At 41.7% G+C, this 15,930-nt stretch carries 17 protein-coding genes; 3 read left to right on the top strand and 14 right to left on the bottom strand.

Features of this window, described 5'->3' with window-relative positions:
* Positions 1-64: 64 nt before the first annotated feature.
* A complete protein-coding gene (locus MHI16_RS14515) occupies positions 65-2,056 on the bottom strand; it encodes a methyl-accepting chemotaxis protein (RefSeq protein WP_058013826.1) in 1,992 nt (663 codons plus the stop codon).
* Between the two features lie 125 nt (positions 2,057-2,181).
* A complete protein-coding gene (locus MHI16_RS14520) occupies positions 2,182-4,173 on the bottom strand; it encodes a methyl-accepting chemotaxis protein (RefSeq protein ID WP_058013825.1) in 1,992 nt (663 codons plus the stop codon).
* Between the two features lie 156 nt (positions 4,174-4,329).
* On the opposite strand from MHI16_RS14520, the gene MHI16_RS14525 reads away from it, so the two are divergent.
* Entirely contained in the window at positions 4,330-5,070 is a 741-nt protein-coding gene (locus MHI16_RS14525) for a protein-glutamine gamma-glutamyltransferase (RefSeq protein ID WP_058013824.1), read from the top strand.
* Positions 5,071-5,091: 21 nt separating this feature from the next.
* On the opposite strand, the gene MHI16_RS14530 is transcribed toward MHI16_RS14525, so the two are convergent.
* The 6 genes from MHI16_RS14530 to MHI16_RS14555 all read right to left on the bottom strand — a co-directional run bounded on the left by MHI16_RS14530 (position 5,092) and on the right by MHI16_RS14555 (position 9,271).
* Positions 5,092-5,340, bottom strand: coding sequence for a hypothetical protein (locus tag MHI16_RS14530; protein ID WP_058013823.1), 249 nt, complete (start codon positions 5,338-5,340; stop codon positions 5,092-5,094).
* 24 nt (positions 5,341-5,364) lie between these two features.
* Complete coding sequence (locus MHI16_RS14535) at positions 5,365-6,396, bottom strand: nitronate monooxygenase (RefSeq protein ID WP_058013822.1); 1,032 nt, start codon at positions 6,394-6,396, stop codon at positions 5,365-5,367.
* A gap of 16 nt (positions 6,397-6,412) precedes the next feature.
* Positions 6,413-6,814 (bottom strand): secondary thiamine-phosphate synthase enzyme YjbQ, encoded by a 402-nt coding sequence (locus tag MHI16_RS14540; protein WP_058013821.1) that lies wholly within the window; start codon positions 6,812-6,814, stop codon positions 6,413-6,415.
* A 135-nt stretch (positions 6,815-6,949) separates the two neighbouring features.
* The gene (locus MHI16_RS14545; RefSeq protein ID WP_058013820.1) at positions 6,950-8,242 is read right to left on the bottom strand and encodes a hemolysin family protein; all 1,293 of its coding nucleotides are present in this window, start codon (positions 8,240-8,242) and stop codon (positions 6,950-6,952) included.
* Between the two features lie 48 nt (positions 8,243-8,290).
* On the bottom strand, positions 8,291-8,965 hold the full coding sequence (locus MHI16_RS14550) for a zinc metallopeptidase (RefSeq protein WP_041816317.1): 675 nt from the start codon (positions 8,963-8,965) through the stop codon (positions 8,291-8,293).
* Positions 8,966-9,046: 81 nt separating this feature from the next.
* Positions 9,047-9,271: a hypothetical protein gene (locus MHI16_RS14555; RefSeq protein WP_058013819.1), complete on the bottom strand. Its 225-nt coding sequence runs from the start codon at positions 9,269-9,271 to the stop codon at positions 9,047-9,049.
* A gap of 118 nt (positions 9,272-9,389) precedes the next feature.
* Here MHI16_RS14555 and MHI16_RS14560 point away from each other — a divergent pair, with 118 nt between their 5' ends.
* Entirely contained in the window at positions 9,390-10,376 is a 987-nt protein-coding gene (locus tag MHI16_RS14560) for a potassium channel family protein (protein WP_058013818.1), read from the top strand.
* Here the strand turns inward: MHI16_RS14560 and MHI16_RS14565 are convergent.
* The 5 genes from MHI16_RS14565 to MHI16_RS14585 form a co-directional block, all read right to left on the bottom strand.
* Positions 10,373-10,774: a YugN-like family protein gene (locus MHI16_RS14565; protein WP_012011078.1), complete on the bottom strand. Its 402-nt coding sequence runs from the start codon at positions 10,772-10,774 to the stop codon at positions 10,373-10,375. The two genes, MHI16_RS14560 and MHI16_RS14565, sit on opposite strands and share 4 nt — an antisense overlap.
* A 29-nt stretch (positions 10,775-10,803) precedes the next feature.
* Positions 10,804-11,022: a spore germination protein gene (locus MHI16_RS14570; RefSeq protein ID WP_058013817.1), complete on the bottom strand. Its 219-nt coding sequence runs from the start codon at positions 11,020-11,022 to the stop codon at positions 10,804-10,806.
* Positions 11,023-11,138: 116 nt separating this feature from the next.
* Positions 11,139-12,494: a glucose-6-phosphate isomerase gene (locus MHI16_RS14575; RefSeq protein WP_012011080.1), complete on the bottom strand. Its 1,356-nt coding sequence runs from the start codon at positions 12,492-12,494 to the stop codon at positions 11,139-11,141.
* A gap of 126 nt (positions 12,495-12,620) precedes the next feature.
* Complete coding sequence (locus tag MHI16_RS14580; RefSeq protein WP_058013816.1) at positions 12,621-13,793, bottom strand: iron-containing alcohol dehydrogenase; 1,173 nt, start codon at positions 13,791-13,793, stop codon at positions 12,621-12,623.
* Positions 13,794-13,913: 120 nt separating this feature from the next.
* Positions 13,914-15,077 (bottom strand): iron-containing alcohol dehydrogenase, encoded by a 1,164-nt coding sequence (locus tag MHI16_RS14585; RefSeq protein ID WP_058013815.1) that lies wholly within the window; start codon positions 15,075-15,077, stop codon positions 13,914-13,916.
* A gap of 144 nt (positions 15,078-15,221) precedes the next feature.
* On the opposite strand from MHI16_RS14585, the gene MHI16_RS14590 reads away from it, so the two are divergent.
* On the top strand, positions 15,222-15,458 hold the full coding sequence (locus tag MHI16_RS14590; RefSeq protein ID WP_003212952.1) for a DUF378 domain-containing protein: 237 nt from the start codon (positions 15,222-15,224) through the stop codon (positions 15,456-15,458).
* Between the two features lie 67 nt (positions 15,459-15,525).
* Here MHI16_RS14590 and yugI read toward each other — a convergent pair whose 3' ends face one another.
* The gene (yugI, locus tag MHI16_RS14595; protein WP_024719717.1) at positions 15,526-15,918 is read right to left on the bottom strand and encodes a S1 domain-containing post-transcriptional regulator GSP13; all 393 of its coding nucleotides are present in this window, start codon (positions 15,916-15,918) and stop codon (positions 15,526-15,528) included.
* Between the last annotated feature and the right edge of the window lie 12 nt (positions 15,919-15,930).

Consider the following 15,930-nt stretch of genomic DNA (forward strand, 5'->3'; position numbering starts at 1 on the left):
CTATTTCTTTTGATTTATTCAATTGAAAAAGAGCCCTTTAGCTGAAGGGCTCTTTTCATTTTGTCTATTCGACTTTAAATTTGCTGATCAAATCACGCAATTCTTCTGCCATTGATGAAAGCGTAGCAGAGGAGGAGCTGATTTCTTCCATAGATGCGAGCTGTTCTTCCGCTGAAGCCGCAATGTCTTGAATGTTTGCGGAGCTTTCACGTGAGACGCCTGCAATCTCACGGACAGCCTCTGACACATGTGCAGAGCCATTTGAAAGCTGGACAACTGTTTGATTCATGGTTTGAAGCTGGTCAGAAATTTCTTTTGTCATTTCGAAAATATTGTGGAAGCTGACTCTTGTTTGTTCAGTGAAGCTTAAGCCTGATTGAACTTCTCGATTCACCGCAGTGAATACTTCCTGTGATACATCGATGTCTTGAACGATTTCTTTAATCAAATTCTCGATTTCTTTCGCCGAATTGGCTGATTGAACAGCCAGTTTTCTTACTTCTTCTGCTACAACGGAGAAGCCTCTGCCAGATTCCCCAGCTCTTGCTGCCTCAATCGCTGCATTTAGCGCAAGTAGATTTGTTTGGTCGGCGATACCATTGATGACACCTAGAATTTGTGTAATGTCTTTTGATTTACTTTCAAGAGCGCTGATGACATTCTCTGCTTTTTTCACGGACTGATCAATGACATTCATTTGAGAAGCGGTTTTTTCGACAAGCTGTCCGCCTTCCCCTGCGATATCTGTTGATTTGATCGATGAAGCAGTAATGGATTCAGCCGACTCATTCATGTGCTGAAGGCCACGGTTCATTTCCTCTAACTCGTCTGAGCTAGATTCGACTTTTTCATTTTGACTTTCATTTCCATTTGAGAATTGTTCAATGGCTAGTGTAATATGCTCTGTTGCTTTACTTGTTTGCCCTGCGCTGGCTGTCAGTTCTTCTGAGGAAGAAGCGACATTTTCAACTGAGGTTTGTACGGCACCAATTAGGGTTCTTAATGAGTCTATCATTGTATTAAAGCTTTTTCCAACTTGACCAATTTCGTCATCTGATTGGATCTGAAGCTTATCTCGCAAATCACCTTCGCTGACTTTTTTCGAGAAGCGGGCAAGGTTGGATAATCTTTTCGATATAGAGCGGACGATAAAGAAGATGAGGGTACCTGCTACGATAAGTGTCACACTGAACACAATAAGGGCTGTATTGAAAACGGGCTTTGCTGCATCTTCTACTTCTGATACGAGCATCGTTCCACCGATTTTCCAGCCGGTTAATTCATTGGTCACATACGCAACCTTTTTATCTATTCCTTTGAGTGTGTAACTGCCGCTTCCTTCTTTGTTTTTAAAAATAATATTTGCCAGATTCTCATTGACCTGACTTCCTGACTTTTGGGTCGGATCTGCTAACACTGTTTTATCTTTCTCCATGATGAAAGCATAGCCTTTTTGCCCAATTTTGATTTCTTTTAACTTTTGAATCAAGGTGTCAATTTCCATATCAAGTCCAATAACACCTGAACCATCTTTCATTTTTTGAGTAATCGTGATAACCATTTTGCCTGTGGAGGCTGCTACATATGGTTTTGTGATGACTTGTTTGCCGTTTTCTGCATTGAGTGCTTCTTGATACCATGGACGCTCTCTCGGATCGTAGCCATCAGGCATCTTTTGAACAGGATATTGCATAAACAGTCCCTTTTCGGAGCCTGCATAGATAGCAGAAACATCTTTTTCATTAATTTTTCCAAATTGCTGCAATTCTTTAATGGTCGTATTTCTATTTTTTTCTTGAAGATTAGACGCTTTGAGTGAGTCTGTAAACAGAGCCACAGCATCTGCTTTATTTCCTATATTCTCATTGATTAAAGTATCAAATGCATTGACTTGACTCATTGCACTGCCCATAATCTGTTTGTCTAACTCTGTCTTTGATGTAAAAAACGCACTAATTGTCAGTGCAGTGGTTGGTAGGATAAGGACTACCAAAAAAGCCATAATTAATTTTTTTGAAATGGATGGTTTTTTTAACCATTGGATCATTTTCCCCATTTTCTCTTTCCCCCTTTACTTCTCTAAAGTTATTATCGGATGAAAGGTTTAATTTTACAGGCTATACATGCTGTTTAAACATAAAAAAAATACCCAGACAATTCTGGGTATTTTTTCATCGTTTTTTAATCAATTTTGAATTGACTTGTGAGCTCTTTTAGTTCCTCTGCCATGTTTGCAAGTGTCACTGAAGAAGATGATATTTCTTCCATAGAGGCTAGCTGCTCTTCAGCAGAAGCCGCAATATCTTGAATGTTTGCCGCACTTTCTCTAGAGACTTGGCGCATCTCCTGCATAGCTTGTGAAACCAGCTTCGAACCGCTCGATAGATCAATGGCTGTATCGTTTAATTGCGTCAGTTTTTTCGACATTCCTTCTGCCGCCTCATAAATGTTCTGGAAGCTTTCTTTTGCTTCTTCTGTCATACCAAGTCCTGCATGTACTTCTCGATTGACCGTTTTGAACATATCTTGAGATTTAGCAATTTCTAACACAATTTCTTGAATGAGCTTTTCTATTTCTTTCGCTGAGTCTGCCGATTGAACAGCTAGTTTTCTCACTTCTTCTGCCACGACAGAGAAGCCGCGTCCTGATTCGCCTGCTCTAGCTGCTTCGATGGCTGCATTTAACGCAAGAAGATTCGTTTGATCTGCAATGCCGTTAATGACATTTAAAATGTTCGTAATATCTTTAGACTTATATTCTAATTGCTTCATGACTTGTTCTGCCTCTTGTACAGATGTATCAATATGTTTCATTTGGCTCGCTGCGCTTTCAACAATTCGGCCGCCTTGACCAGCTGCCTCTGTCGATTGAAGTGAGACAGAAGCCACTTCTGATGACGTTTGTGACATGCCTTGTAATCCTTCATTCATTGCCACAAGCTGATTCGTACTAGATTCGACTTTCTCGTTTTGTGCTTCATTTCCATTTGAGAATTGTTCAATCGACATTGTGATATGCTCGGTTGCTTGACTTGTTTGGCTGGCACTTGCCGTCAGCTCCTCGGAAGCGGATGCCACATTGTCGACAGACTGCTGAACCGCTCGAATGACTTCACGTAAAGATTCACTCATCTTGCTAAAGCTTCTTGTGAGATTTCCAATTTCATCCTTCGATTTGGTTTCAAGGGTTTCGGTTAAATCACCCTCGCTCACCTTTTCTGAGAAATCAACAAGCTTTCGAAGTCCAATTGTGATGGAGCGAACGATAAAGAAGATCGCAATACCGCCAAGGATAAAAGAAGAAATTAAAAGAATAATGGCAGAATTCCAAACTGGCTGTGCTGCTTCTTCTGTTTCTGATACAAACATCGTTCCAGCAATTTTCCAACCTGTTAAATCATTTGTCACAAAAACGAGGCGTTTTTGTTCTCCTTTATTCTCATAAGTTGATGTTCCTTCTTTGCTGCTGTAAAGGATTGATGAAATGTTCCCTGTAACTGCAGAGCCTGATTTTTCTTCTGGATGAGCTACAATTTGCTTATTTCTATTTGCAATAATTGGATATCCTTCTCGTCCAATTTTAATGTCTTTGATTTTATCGACAATATCCTGTACATCAATATCAATCCCAATGGCTCCCGATCCGTCCTTCAGACGCTGAGCGATTGTGACAACCATTCCATTTGTTGTGGCAGAGATATATGGATTGGTGACCACAGGTTCACCTTTTTCGTCCTGCATTGCTGCTTTATACCAGTCACGAGTCGTTGGATCATAGCCTTTTGGCATGTCTACTTTAGGGAACTGAATAAAGTCACGTTTTTTACTTGCTGCATAAAACCCAACCACATCATCTTCATTGATTTTGCTGTATATTTCAAAATGCTCATACAGTTCGTCCTGGTTTTTCTTTTTAAAATCTGCAGCACTGGATGTTTCGGTAAATAGTTTGACTGCATTTTCCTTATTCAAAAGCTTTTGCTCGATCATGTCATTCAGTTCATTGACTCTTGCATTTGCTCCGTACATAATTTCATGATCTAATTCTTCTTTGGCAATCTGATATGAAATCGTACTGAGTGTAATAATTGGCAAGACAAGAACGAGAGTGAATGAAATAATCAGCCTCTTAGAAATCGATGGTTTTTTCAACCATTTTATTGCATTTTTCATGTTTTTCCTCCTTTTAAACGATATGTTATATATCGGACATCTTCATATTATTTTCATGTTTTTCAAATAAAAAGGATGCATTTTTGTTTATTTCCACAAATTGATTCCTTGCCCAAGCACCCTGCATACGCTAATACAAAAGGGGGCGCTTTTCATATGATTATCCTTTCAGGACAGCCAGTGACAAATGAGCAGCTGGCTTCATTTCAGCTAGAAGGACAAAAGCGGATCATTTTGATGCAGTTACAAGCCTCAAATGATACATTCCGCTTCAGGCAAGCATCTGATTTGTTATTTGAGGTCACTTTGAGATCGAACATTATGAATGCTGCAAGAGATTTGCATAAAAGTGGTGCCTCATTTGCCATCTTTCAAAGGTCTCGTGCAAATGACGCCTTTTGGCGCGTATCTGAGGCAGGAGCACTAGAGCTGCGCTATCAAGTCGAACCATCTAGAGGCATTAAAGACATTTTTGAAAATGGCTCACAATATGCCTTTGAATGTGCCACCGCCATTGTCATCGTGTTTTATATGGGCGTCTTGCAAACGGTAGGAGACGAGAAGTTTAACCGAAGGCTTCGCAGTTTAACCCTGTATGACTGGCATTATGATACATTGTCGATTTATACTGAGCGCGGGAATGACTTTATCTATGGAGATTGCTTATATTTCGAGAATCCAGAGTTTAGCTATCAGCAGTCACAGTGGCGTGGGGAAAATGTGATTTACTTAGGAGAAGATCAATATTACGGACATGGACTTGGGATTTTAACAGCGGCCGAAATTATCGATAAATTAAATAAGAGAAGGCGGCCAGGTGCTGTTCAATCTGCTTATTTATTGCCGCAGACCACCCGGATGGATGTGATTTATCTCAGGCAAATGTTTGGCAGCTAAAAAAAGCCTCTTGTCTAGTGGTTATGACAAGGGGCTTTTGTATGCCTTGCGATTTCGATAATCTTGCAGCGTGCCAAGCATCGTGTTCGCAAGGATCTCCATTTTTTCTAAGTCTTTTCTTGTGACCGGCGGATCATGCCAGCTCCATTTTACATAACGAACAAAATAGTAATGACGAATGGGCGTAAGGACGGCAGGAGAGTGCGGAAATTCATCAAACCAAAATTCAATTTGGCCTTTTTTTCGGTATGAATGTTTTAAAATGTCCACCCTTTCACACCACCCAACATGATTTTATATGTGCGTCAGTTCATGCATGATCTCCTCAACGGTTAAAATCGAGTGAATACGGCCAACGCCCTGTCCTGCCCAAAGAGCCATTTGATCAGGGTTTCCCGCCGCAGCGGCTGCTTTTCGCATCGGTGTTGTCCATACATGCTGAACCGGATAAGGAAGAACCCTATCTTCATTCTGTCTTTCTTCCTCCATCCACTGATTCACAATACCTCTTGCTCTTTTCCCTGAGAAAAGCCTCGTGATCTTTGTTTCACTGCTTTCTGCCTGTAAAATCGCCTTTTTGTATACGTCTGCCGCAGCACTTTCCTGACTGGCTAAAAATCGTGTGCCGATTTGAACGGCATCTGCTCCAAGCGCTAGAGCGGCTTCTACACCTGCTCGATCTGTAATCCCGCCTGCGGCGATCAATGGCACATGACAGAGCAGCTTGACGTCAGAGATCAGGCTAAAGAGTCCCACTAGGGCATCTCCTTTTGCAGGTAAAAAGGTACCTCGGTGACCTCCTGCTTCACTTCCTTGCAGAACAATGGCATCCATTCCTTTTTCCTCTAAAAGCAGTGCTTCCTCTTTTGTAGTGGCGGTTCCGATTAAAAAGATCCCCTTTTGTTTTAAACGATCTATCGTTTGTTCATTTGGACAAGAGAAGGTAAAGGAAACGACCGGTACGTCTTGTTCCAAAAGAATGTTGATTTTCTGTTCAAAATCATGCCACAATTCCTCTTCGCTCGGCAGACTATCAGCTACTGGTCGTACTGGCAGTCTCTTCTCCCAAAATGCCACATCCTCTTTTTTGACTTCAGAAATTGGCTCTGGTACAAATACATTGACCTGGAACTGGCGAGTTGTCAGCTGTTTGACCTGTTTGATCTGCTGCCTCAAATGGTCAGGCTGCACATATCCACTTGCCAAACTGCCAAGTCCCCCGCATTGCGAAACAGCAGCTGCTAGCTGCGGTGTCACGGCACCTCCTGCCATTGGTGCTTGGATAATCCCATATTTGATTTGCAGTAATTTCGTGAAATCCCCCATTTATTTCCCCCATCTCTTACTCGTTTGATGACACCTGTATATAAAAATGGCGATGTCTCGGCCCGTCAAACTCACAGAAATAAATTCCCTGCCATGTGCCAAGGACAAGATCACCATGATGGATGAGAACATGCTGCGAAGCACCCATATAGCTCGCTTTCATATGAGCGGCTGTATTTCCTTCCATATGGCGGTCCTTCGGATGTTCCCACGGAAAGACTTCGTCAAGCCTCCGGAGCATATCTCGTTTCACATCTGGGTCTGCATTTTCATTAATGGTCATCCCTGCTGTCGTATGGGGACAGTAGACGATGACACTTCCGTTTTGAATACCTGTTTCCTTAACATATTGATGGACCTCATTCGTCACGTCGATCATCTCATCGCGTCTATTTGTTTGTACATTGATTTTTTTCATATGAACGGCTCCTTTTTGTCATTTCTATAAAACCATACCCTTTTTATGTGGAATCAATCACTGTTGATCGGTGGAAGACATTCTCCCACCTAAAGTTTACCAAGTAAAAAAACCTCGTCAAGCGTGACGAGGTTTTTAAGAAAAGTGGACCTTTTTGATTTCAATGGTCCGAATATGATGGTCTTCCGCATCTATGATGGTAAATTCACAGCCTTCTGCTTCAATCGTATCTCCAATCTCAATATCAAATTTATGTGTCATCATCCAGCCAGCAATTGTATCAACATCATCATTCTCTATCGCTAAATCCAATAAATCATTTACTTCATCAATCAAGGCTTTTCCATCCATTACATAGTGGAAGTCACCTTTTTTAACGATATGAGGTGTTTCGTCCTGATCATATTCATCTCGAATTTCGCCCACGATTTCCTCTAATATGTCCTCTACTGTGACAAGCCCGGCTGTTCCTCCGTATTCGTCTACGAGCACTGACATATGAATGCGTTCCTTTTGCATCAAAATAAGCAATTCTTGAACAGGTGTACTTTCAATCACACGAATGACCGGACGCATTAAGTCTTCAATCGTCACATCTTGATTCAGGAAACTCGCTTTAAACACATCTTTGCTATTGATAACACCAACCACATGATCTTTATCTTCTTTAATGACGGGGTAGCGTGTGTATCTTTCGTTTAGCATATAATGCGTCACGTCTTCAAGCGTCTGTTCAATCTCTATAGCTGAAATTTCTGTACGAGGGATCATGATCTCTCTCGCCACTCGATTATCAAATTCAAAAATTTTATTCACATATTTGTACTCAGACTGGTTAATCTCGCCCTTCTCATAGCTTTCAGATAAAATAAGGCGCAACTCTTCCTCACTGATCGCCACTTCATGTTCTTTGACAGAATGAAAACCGAATAATTTCACAATGCCTCGTGCCGCCCCATTTAATGCTTTAATAAACGGGTACATGACTCTATAGAAAAAGATAAGTGGCTTTGCTGTCACAAGGCTGACCGCCTCTGCCTTTTGAATGGCAATCGTTTTAGGCGCAAGTTCTCCCACAACGACATGTAAAAACGTAATGATCACAAATGCGATGATAAACGATAGGATGTCGGTTAATGCGGAATGAAGCCCCAGCTCCTCAAATAGTGGGTGCAGAAAATGCTCCACCGTAGGCTCGCCCAACCACCCTAAGCCTAAAGCCGTGATGGTAATGCCGAGCTGACAGGCGGATAAATATTCGTCGAGATTTGATATAAGCTTTTGTACGTGAATGGCTCTCTTATCACCGCTTTCAATCAGCTGATTGATTTTAGAGCCTCTAATTTTCACAATCGCAAATTCAGTGACAACAAAAAATGCTGTCGCAGCAATGAGTAATATGACTAAAAATACGTTTAAAATATACAAAAAAACCCTTACCTAACAACGGTAAGGGCTCACCTCCTCTGGCATCAATTAATCATTACGGCCATTTAGGAAGATCATTACAAAACGGAGCAATTCAAACAAGGAGACAAGGGCCGCTGCGACGTACGTAAGAGCGGCAGCATTTAACACCTTGTTCACGCCTCTTTCTTCACTGCTTCTAATGATTCCTTCTGAAACAATGATGTCTTTCGCACGAGAACTTGCATTAAACTCGACAGGCAATGTCACAAGCTGAAAGAACACAGCCGCTGAGAACAAAATGATCCCAAGCCCGATTAAGTTAAGGCTGCCAAGTAAGATTCCACCAAGGAAAAGAAGCGGGGCAACACCAGATGCAAAGTTCACGACAGGAAAGATCTTATGTCTCAAGACAAGCGCACCATAGGATTCCTGATGCTGCAAGGCATGTCCAACCTCGTGTGATGCGACTGAAATGGCCGAAATGGAATGGCCATAGTACACAGGTTCAGATAAGCGAACCACACGCTGCGTCGGGTCGTAATGATCAGTCAAAGTTCCTCTTACCGGTTCAACAGGCACGTCGTATAACCCGTTGCGATCTAAAATATGTCGAGCGGTTTCCGCACCTGTTTTCATACTGGATGCTTCAACCTTTGAATATTTTTCAAAATTATTCTTTACTTTAAATTGTGCCCAAAATGATAATCCCAATGCGGCAAAAGTTAAAAAATAAAAAAACAGCATGCTCATCAGCTTCCTTTTTATTTTATATATTTATTTACAATTTTAATGACTTTTATGTAACGTGTACAGAAAAAAGCACTAGGTCTTTTTAAGGGGGATCACCGCGCCAATGAAAAAGAAGAACACACCTAAGCATGCTGTATAAAAGGTCACCGTTCCGTATAGGTTTTGAAAAAAGTGCAGCCATGAAAAATCATTCATAAAATGATTCACCGCATTTAAGTCAAACACAAGTAAGATCATAGCTGATGATAAAAAGTGAGCGCCGATAAAAAGAAGTACGGTCTTTTGAACGAACGACATTCGCATTCCCTCCTTCTTCTCTCTTATTTTAAGATATGGGAACTACATGACGATGATGAAAAAATGTTTCCTCAATCGGGCATACTGATATTAGCAGTTTCCTGAAAGGAAGAGTCCGATGAAATCAAACCGTATCTTTATCGCTTGGCTAAGGTGGCCTCTCTATCTTCGAATTGCCGTCATCATCTGTTTCTTGCTTCTTTTTTTCGGACAATTAATTGTCTTGCTTGAACCGAAGCAGTATCATACGATCTTTGATGGGATCTGGTGGGCTCTCATTACAGTCGCGACGGTCGGCTATGGTGATTTTGTGCCGCAAACCATGCCCGGACAAATCGCAGGTATGGCGCTGATTCTGATCGGGGCAAGCTTTGTCACGGCTTATTTTGCCACACTCGCTGCCGCTGTGTTCAGCAAGCAGCACCATTATGTAGAAGGGAAGGTCGCGTTTAAAGGAAAAGGACATCTCATTATCATCGGTTGGAATGAAAAAACGAACAAACTGCTTCAATCGTTTCAAACGATTGATCCCGCTATGCCGATTGTGCTGATTGATGATTCTTTGAAGGAAGGGCCGCTTCTAGAGAATGTTCATTTTATTAAAGGGCATGGCACCGATGATGGCACACTTCGCAAAGCCAATATTTCAGGTGCAGATGCACTGATGATTACCGCAGATCAGCACGAGAATGAAGTGACAGCTGATATGCAGAGTGTTTTAACATTACTTGCAGCAAAAGGATTAAACCCTTCTCTATACTGTTTAATTGAAATTTTAACAGATCGTTACGTGAAAAATGCCGAGCGTGCTGGCGCCAATCAAGTCATTCATACCTCTGATGCAGTCAATCATTTAATGGTCGAGCACTTTCTTTTAAAAGAACAGTTCAAAGCATTAAAGAAAAAACGACATATGACCTTGCATAAACAGGTCACCATCATACCGGTTCCTGCTTCGTTAGCTGGAGAAACATTCTTAACAGCACTCCATCACTTTTTAGAGCATCATGTGATCGTTGTCGGTGTACAAAAAAAAGAAGGACCCATGATGAATCCTCCCTTTGATTATGAGCTTCATCCAGAGGATGAACTGATCAGCCTTTAAAGCAGTGCGTCTTCTAATTCCTTGACGAGCGAAAAGCCAATCTCAGTATAAGCTTTTGATACATCTCCATCTTTCTCTTTTGGTTCTTGGAATTGGTTAAAGGATGCGCCCACATTTCCAACCATCGCATGATCATCTAACTTATCTTGATAGACATGCTTTAAGAGAAATGGATCTCCCAGTTTCACCACAACGCCTGGCTGATCCAGCTGGCCCTTTTCAGCTGTAAACGGAACTCTGAGAAAAGTATAGCCATCACGATTATCAATTTTATAATCAAAGTATCCGTGATCGTAATCCCAGTTACCATTAATGACATAACCGAGCGGCTTCATCGTCTCTTCTAAATGGTAAAGTGAAAAGCTTTCACCAGGCAGCCTGGATGGTACATGAATCATATGAAACCCTCCTTTTTGTATAGGGTTCGTTAAAGAGAGGAATTCATACATTTGCCTTTCGTGATTTGCACATTGTTTGTAAATGCGGCATCAAATAAGGTCTGGCTGGATGATGCATTTGTCTCGTTCGCACTGCCCGCTCCAGATGTGTCCTTTACAGCACTCATTGGACAAATTCGTCCGACATTCCCAAAGTTAACAATCGCCTGTCCTGAAATGTCATGGATATAAATATGATTTGTTCTCATCGCTTCATCAACCTCCTCCATTGATTATTCTATGTACAGAGCTTAGGGAGGCTTGCACTGACACCATGAGAACATAAAAAAAGGCACATCTTATGAAAAGGTGTGCCTTTTTATTCTTATGATTGTTTTAGACGGCTCTCAAGTTCTGCCTTTTTCTCTTCGAAGCCCGGTTTTCCTAATAAAGCAAACATGTTCACTTTATACGCTTCTACTCCAGGCTGGTCAAATGGATTGACGCCTAGTAAATACCCAGACATCGCACATGCTTTCTCGAAGAAGTACACGAGATATCCAAATGTATAAGCATCCATTTCAGGAATTGTCACAATCAGGTTCGGTACTTTTCCATCAGTATGAGCAAGCATCGTTCCTTCAAATGCTTTTTTATTAACGAAATCAACCGTTTTTCCTGCTAGATAGTTCAAGCCATCAAGGTCTTGTTCTTCTGCTTCAATGACAAGCTCATGACGAGGCTTGTCTACATTAACGATGGTTTCAAACAAGTCTCTTCTTCCTTCTTGGACATATTGACCAAGTGAATGAAGATCTGTTGAGAAGTTCGCAGATGAAGGGTAGATTCCTTTTTCATCTTTCCCTTCACTTTCACCGAATAATTGTTTCCACCATTCTGCAAAGTATTGCAGTCCTGGCTCATAGTTAATGAGCATTTCAATCGTTCTGCCTTTATTGTAAAGGACATTACGGACGACAGCATATTGGTATGCCGCATTCTCAGAAAGCTCAGATGAAGCGAAGTCTTCGCTTGCTTTTGCCGCACCTTCCATCATCTGATCAATGTCTGCACCGCTCACAGCGATTGGCAATAGACCCACTGCTGTTAAGACTGAATAACGTCCACCTACATCATCAGGAATGATAAATGATTCGTAGCCTTCTTCCGTTGCTAATGTTTTCAATGCACCGCGTGCCTTGTCAGTTGTTGCATAAATACGTTTTTTCGCTTCTTCAGCACCGTATTTTTCAATAAGGAGCTTTTTAAAGATTCGGAACGCAATCGCTGGCTCTGTTGTCGTACCAGATTTTGAAATGACGTTAATAGAAAAATCTGCATCTTCCAATAGATCCATCACATCAGTTAAATAAGAAGAACTGATGTTGTTTCCAATAAAGATGATTTGCGGCGTCTTGCGTTTGCCTTTTGGCAGCGTGTTATAGAAAGAGTGGTTCAAAAATTCAATCGCCGCACGTGCGCCAAGATACGAGCCGCCGATTCCGACAACAAGCAAGACATCAGAGTCTGACTTAATTTTATCTGCACTTTTTTTAATGCGGGCAAATTCTTCGCGATCATATTGCTTCGGTAAGTCAACCCAGCCTAAATAATCACTGCCAGTACCCGTTTGTTCATGAATATTATGATGGGCCACCTTCACAAAATCTTTTAAATATGTAAGCTCATGTTCTTGAAAGAAAGGTAACGCTTTCGAGTAGTCAAATTGAATATGTGTCATCGCTTGTAAGCCCTCCATTACGTTAGTTCTATCCCTTTCACTTTAGCGGAACTAGCTATTGAAATCAAGTAATCGTCATTGGTGCAGCAAAAAGCCACTCCCCATGAAGAGAAGCGGCCATCCAAATTATAGAGAGGCTTTTAAAATCGCTAAAATGTCATCACGGCCAAGTTTCATAAAGTTACCAAAGCCGCCATATTCCATTTCTTTTGCTGCGATGTCAGCAATTTTGTCCAGTTGTTCTTCACCAATATCATAATCGGCTAAACGGCTTGGTGCACCGAGGCTTGTCCAGAAGGCTGACAGCTTGTCGATTCCTTCTAATGCGATATCACGATCAGACTTTCCTTCTGTCTCGATGTCAAACATGTTCAGCATAAGATTTTTAAAGCGATCCACATTGTGATCGAGTGTATGACGCATCCAATTTGGGAAGAGGATCGCAAGTCCGCCTGCATGCGGAATGTCATAGACAGCCGATACTGCATGCTCAATCGTATGGGACGCCCAGTCGCCAAAGTAACCCATTTGCAGCGTACCATTTAAAGCGATCGTTCCTGCGTAAAGGATCGTTTCACGGTGCTCATAGCTTTGTAAGTCTTCGAGCAGTTTTGGTGCTGTCTCAATGACTGTTTGAAGAACAGCAAAACACATACGATCCTGTAGCGGCGTGTTTTTGACATTATGGAAGTATTGCTCGAAGACGTGGCTCATCATATCGACCATGCCGTACACCGTCTGGTTTTCTGGCACAGAATACGTATGCTCAGGGTCTAAAATTGAAAAAGCAGGATGAGTAACTGAACTACCCCACACATATTTTTCATTTGTTTCCCAGTTTGTGATAACAGAGTCTGGATTCATTTCTGAACCAGTTGCCGCAAGTGTCAGCACTGTGCCAAACGGCAATGCTTTTTGAGCGGTTGTTTTCTTTGAGATAATGTCCCACACATCCCCGTCATATTCTGCTCCAGCTGCAATGGCTTTCGTACAGTCGATGACACTTCCCCCGCCAACTGCTAATAAGAAATCAATGTTCTCATTTTGGCAGATGTCGATTCCCTTTTTCACTGTTGTGAGGCGAGGGTTTGGTTCAACACCTGACAGTTCAAATACTTCGGCCTCTGCTTCATTTAAAGCGCTGATCACGTTATCATAAAGACCATTTTTCTTAATACTGCCTCCACCATATACAAGAAGCACTCGCTTTCCATAACGAGCGAGTTCGCTTTTAAGTCCGTCTAGTTGTCCTTTACCAAACATTAATTTCGTTGGATTATAGTAAATAAAGTTTTCCATCTGTTCTACATCTCCTTAAAACATTTATATCCAAAAACATGAAAGACTACTGTAACATATGTACATGCAGAACTCAAAAAAAGATAACTGCTTAAAAGCAGCTATCTTTTCCATGTTCGATTATAAAGAAGCGTTTAAAATAGCTAGAACATCTTCTTTGTTCAGCTTTTTAAATTGGCCAAATTCACCACGTGCCATTGCACGGTCTGCAATCAAGTCAATTTTCTCATCGTTGATGTCATAGTCTGCTAAACGGTTTGGTGCGCCTAGACTTGTCCAGAAAGCAGATAGTTTTTCAATGCCTTCTAAGCCAACTTCTTCGTCTGTTTTGCCAGCAGGGTCAACATCGAATACACGCACTGCTAATTGCTTGAAGCGGCCTGGGTTTTCTTGAATGACATGCTTCATCCAGTTCGGGAACAAGATCGCAAGACCGCCTGCATGCGGGATGTCATACACAGCGGATACCGCATGCTCAATATTATGAGATGCCCAGTCACCGCGTGCGCCCATTGAAAGCATTCCATTAAGTGCAATGGTGCCTGTGAATAAAATCGTTTCACGAAGCTCGTAGTTTTCCAAATCATTGATCAGCTTCGGTGCTGTTTCAATGACAGTACGAAGAAGTCCTTCACACATACGATCTTGGTAAGGTGTATTCTCCGTGTGATGGAAATATTGTTCAAACACGTGAGACATCATGTCAACCATGCCATAAATCGTGTGGTTTTTTGGCACAGTAAATGTGTTCACTGGGTCAAGAATAGAGAATTTAGGGAAGACGGCTGGACTGCCCCATCCGTATTTCTCATTTGTCTCCCAGTTTGTGATGACAGAACCAGAGTTCATTTCAGAACCTGTTGCGGCAAGTGTTAATACCGTACCAAATGGGATGGCTTCCATTGGGACATGCTTACGAGTGACAATATCCCAAGCATCTCCATCGTATTTCGCACCAGCTGCGATCGCTTTGGTTGCATCAATGACACTGCCGCCGCCGACTGCCAATATAAAGTCAATTTGGTTCTCTTTGCAAAGCTCAACCCCTTTTCTGACCGTTGTTAAGCGCGGGTTTGGCTCAACACCAGCAAGCTCAGTCATTGTAGCTCCTGATTCTTTTAAAATGCTGACAACTTGGTCATAAAGACCATTTCGTTTAATGCTGCCTCCACCATATACAAGCAATACGTTTTTTCCGTAGTGTTTGAGTTCATCTGAAAGGGCTGAAACTTCTCCCTTTCCAAAGATTAATTTCGTTGGGTTCCAATAAGTAAATCGATCCATGTGATCTCCTCCTCGCGCTACATTATGCGCCTCTATCATTCCAAAAGTAAAGTAATTTGCTTTAATCCATTTTCTTACGCATAGTTTGGCTAAAAATCTGCAAAATATAAATGTATTGATGCTGTAGCGAAAGGAGGAATCACGATGAGTGCTATTCAGCGTATTGCCCTCGTGCTCACGATTATCGGTGCTATTAACTGGGGACTAATCGGCTTTTTTCAATTTGACTTAGTAGCAGCGATCTTTGGCGGACAAGGCTCTGCATTATCACGTATTATTTATGGTCTTGTTGGAATTGCAGGTCTTGTTAACCTTGGTCTGCTATTTAAGCCAAGCGAAGAAGCTGTTCGCCGTGACGAGCCGAATCCAGAGGTTCGCTAAACAAAAAGACATAAAAAAGGCCGCCTATACGAGGCAGCCTAAGGCACCGTTTGAAGCGGTGCTTTTTTTATTTCTTGATAAGGTCTTTACGGTTAGATTGCTCAATCCACTCTTCAAGTTTATCTTTAAGTGTATTGAAACCTTGTGGTGCAGCAGCTTCTTCTTTCGCTTGCTGTGGTCTTTGTTTCTTTGGTTTGCTTTCTTTTCTTTCTGGCGCATCTTGTGTCGCACGGATAGAAAGGCTGATTTTACCTGCATTTTCATCAACAGAAAGAACTTTTACTTGTACTTCGTCACCAATTGAAAGGTGCTCGTTGATGTCTTTTACAAAGCCATGTGTTACTTCAGAAATATGCACAAGTCCTTGAGTTTCTTCATCTAATGCAACAAACGCACCATACGCTTGTAATCCTGTTACTTTACCAGTGTAAACACTGCCTACTTCAAACTTTGTCGCCATGATAACAACTCC

It is taken from the genome of Bacillus sp. FSL K6-0923 (assembly GCF_038630825.1).
GTDB lineage: Bacteria > Bacillota > Bacilli > Bacillales > Bacillaceae > Bacillus > Bacillus pumilus.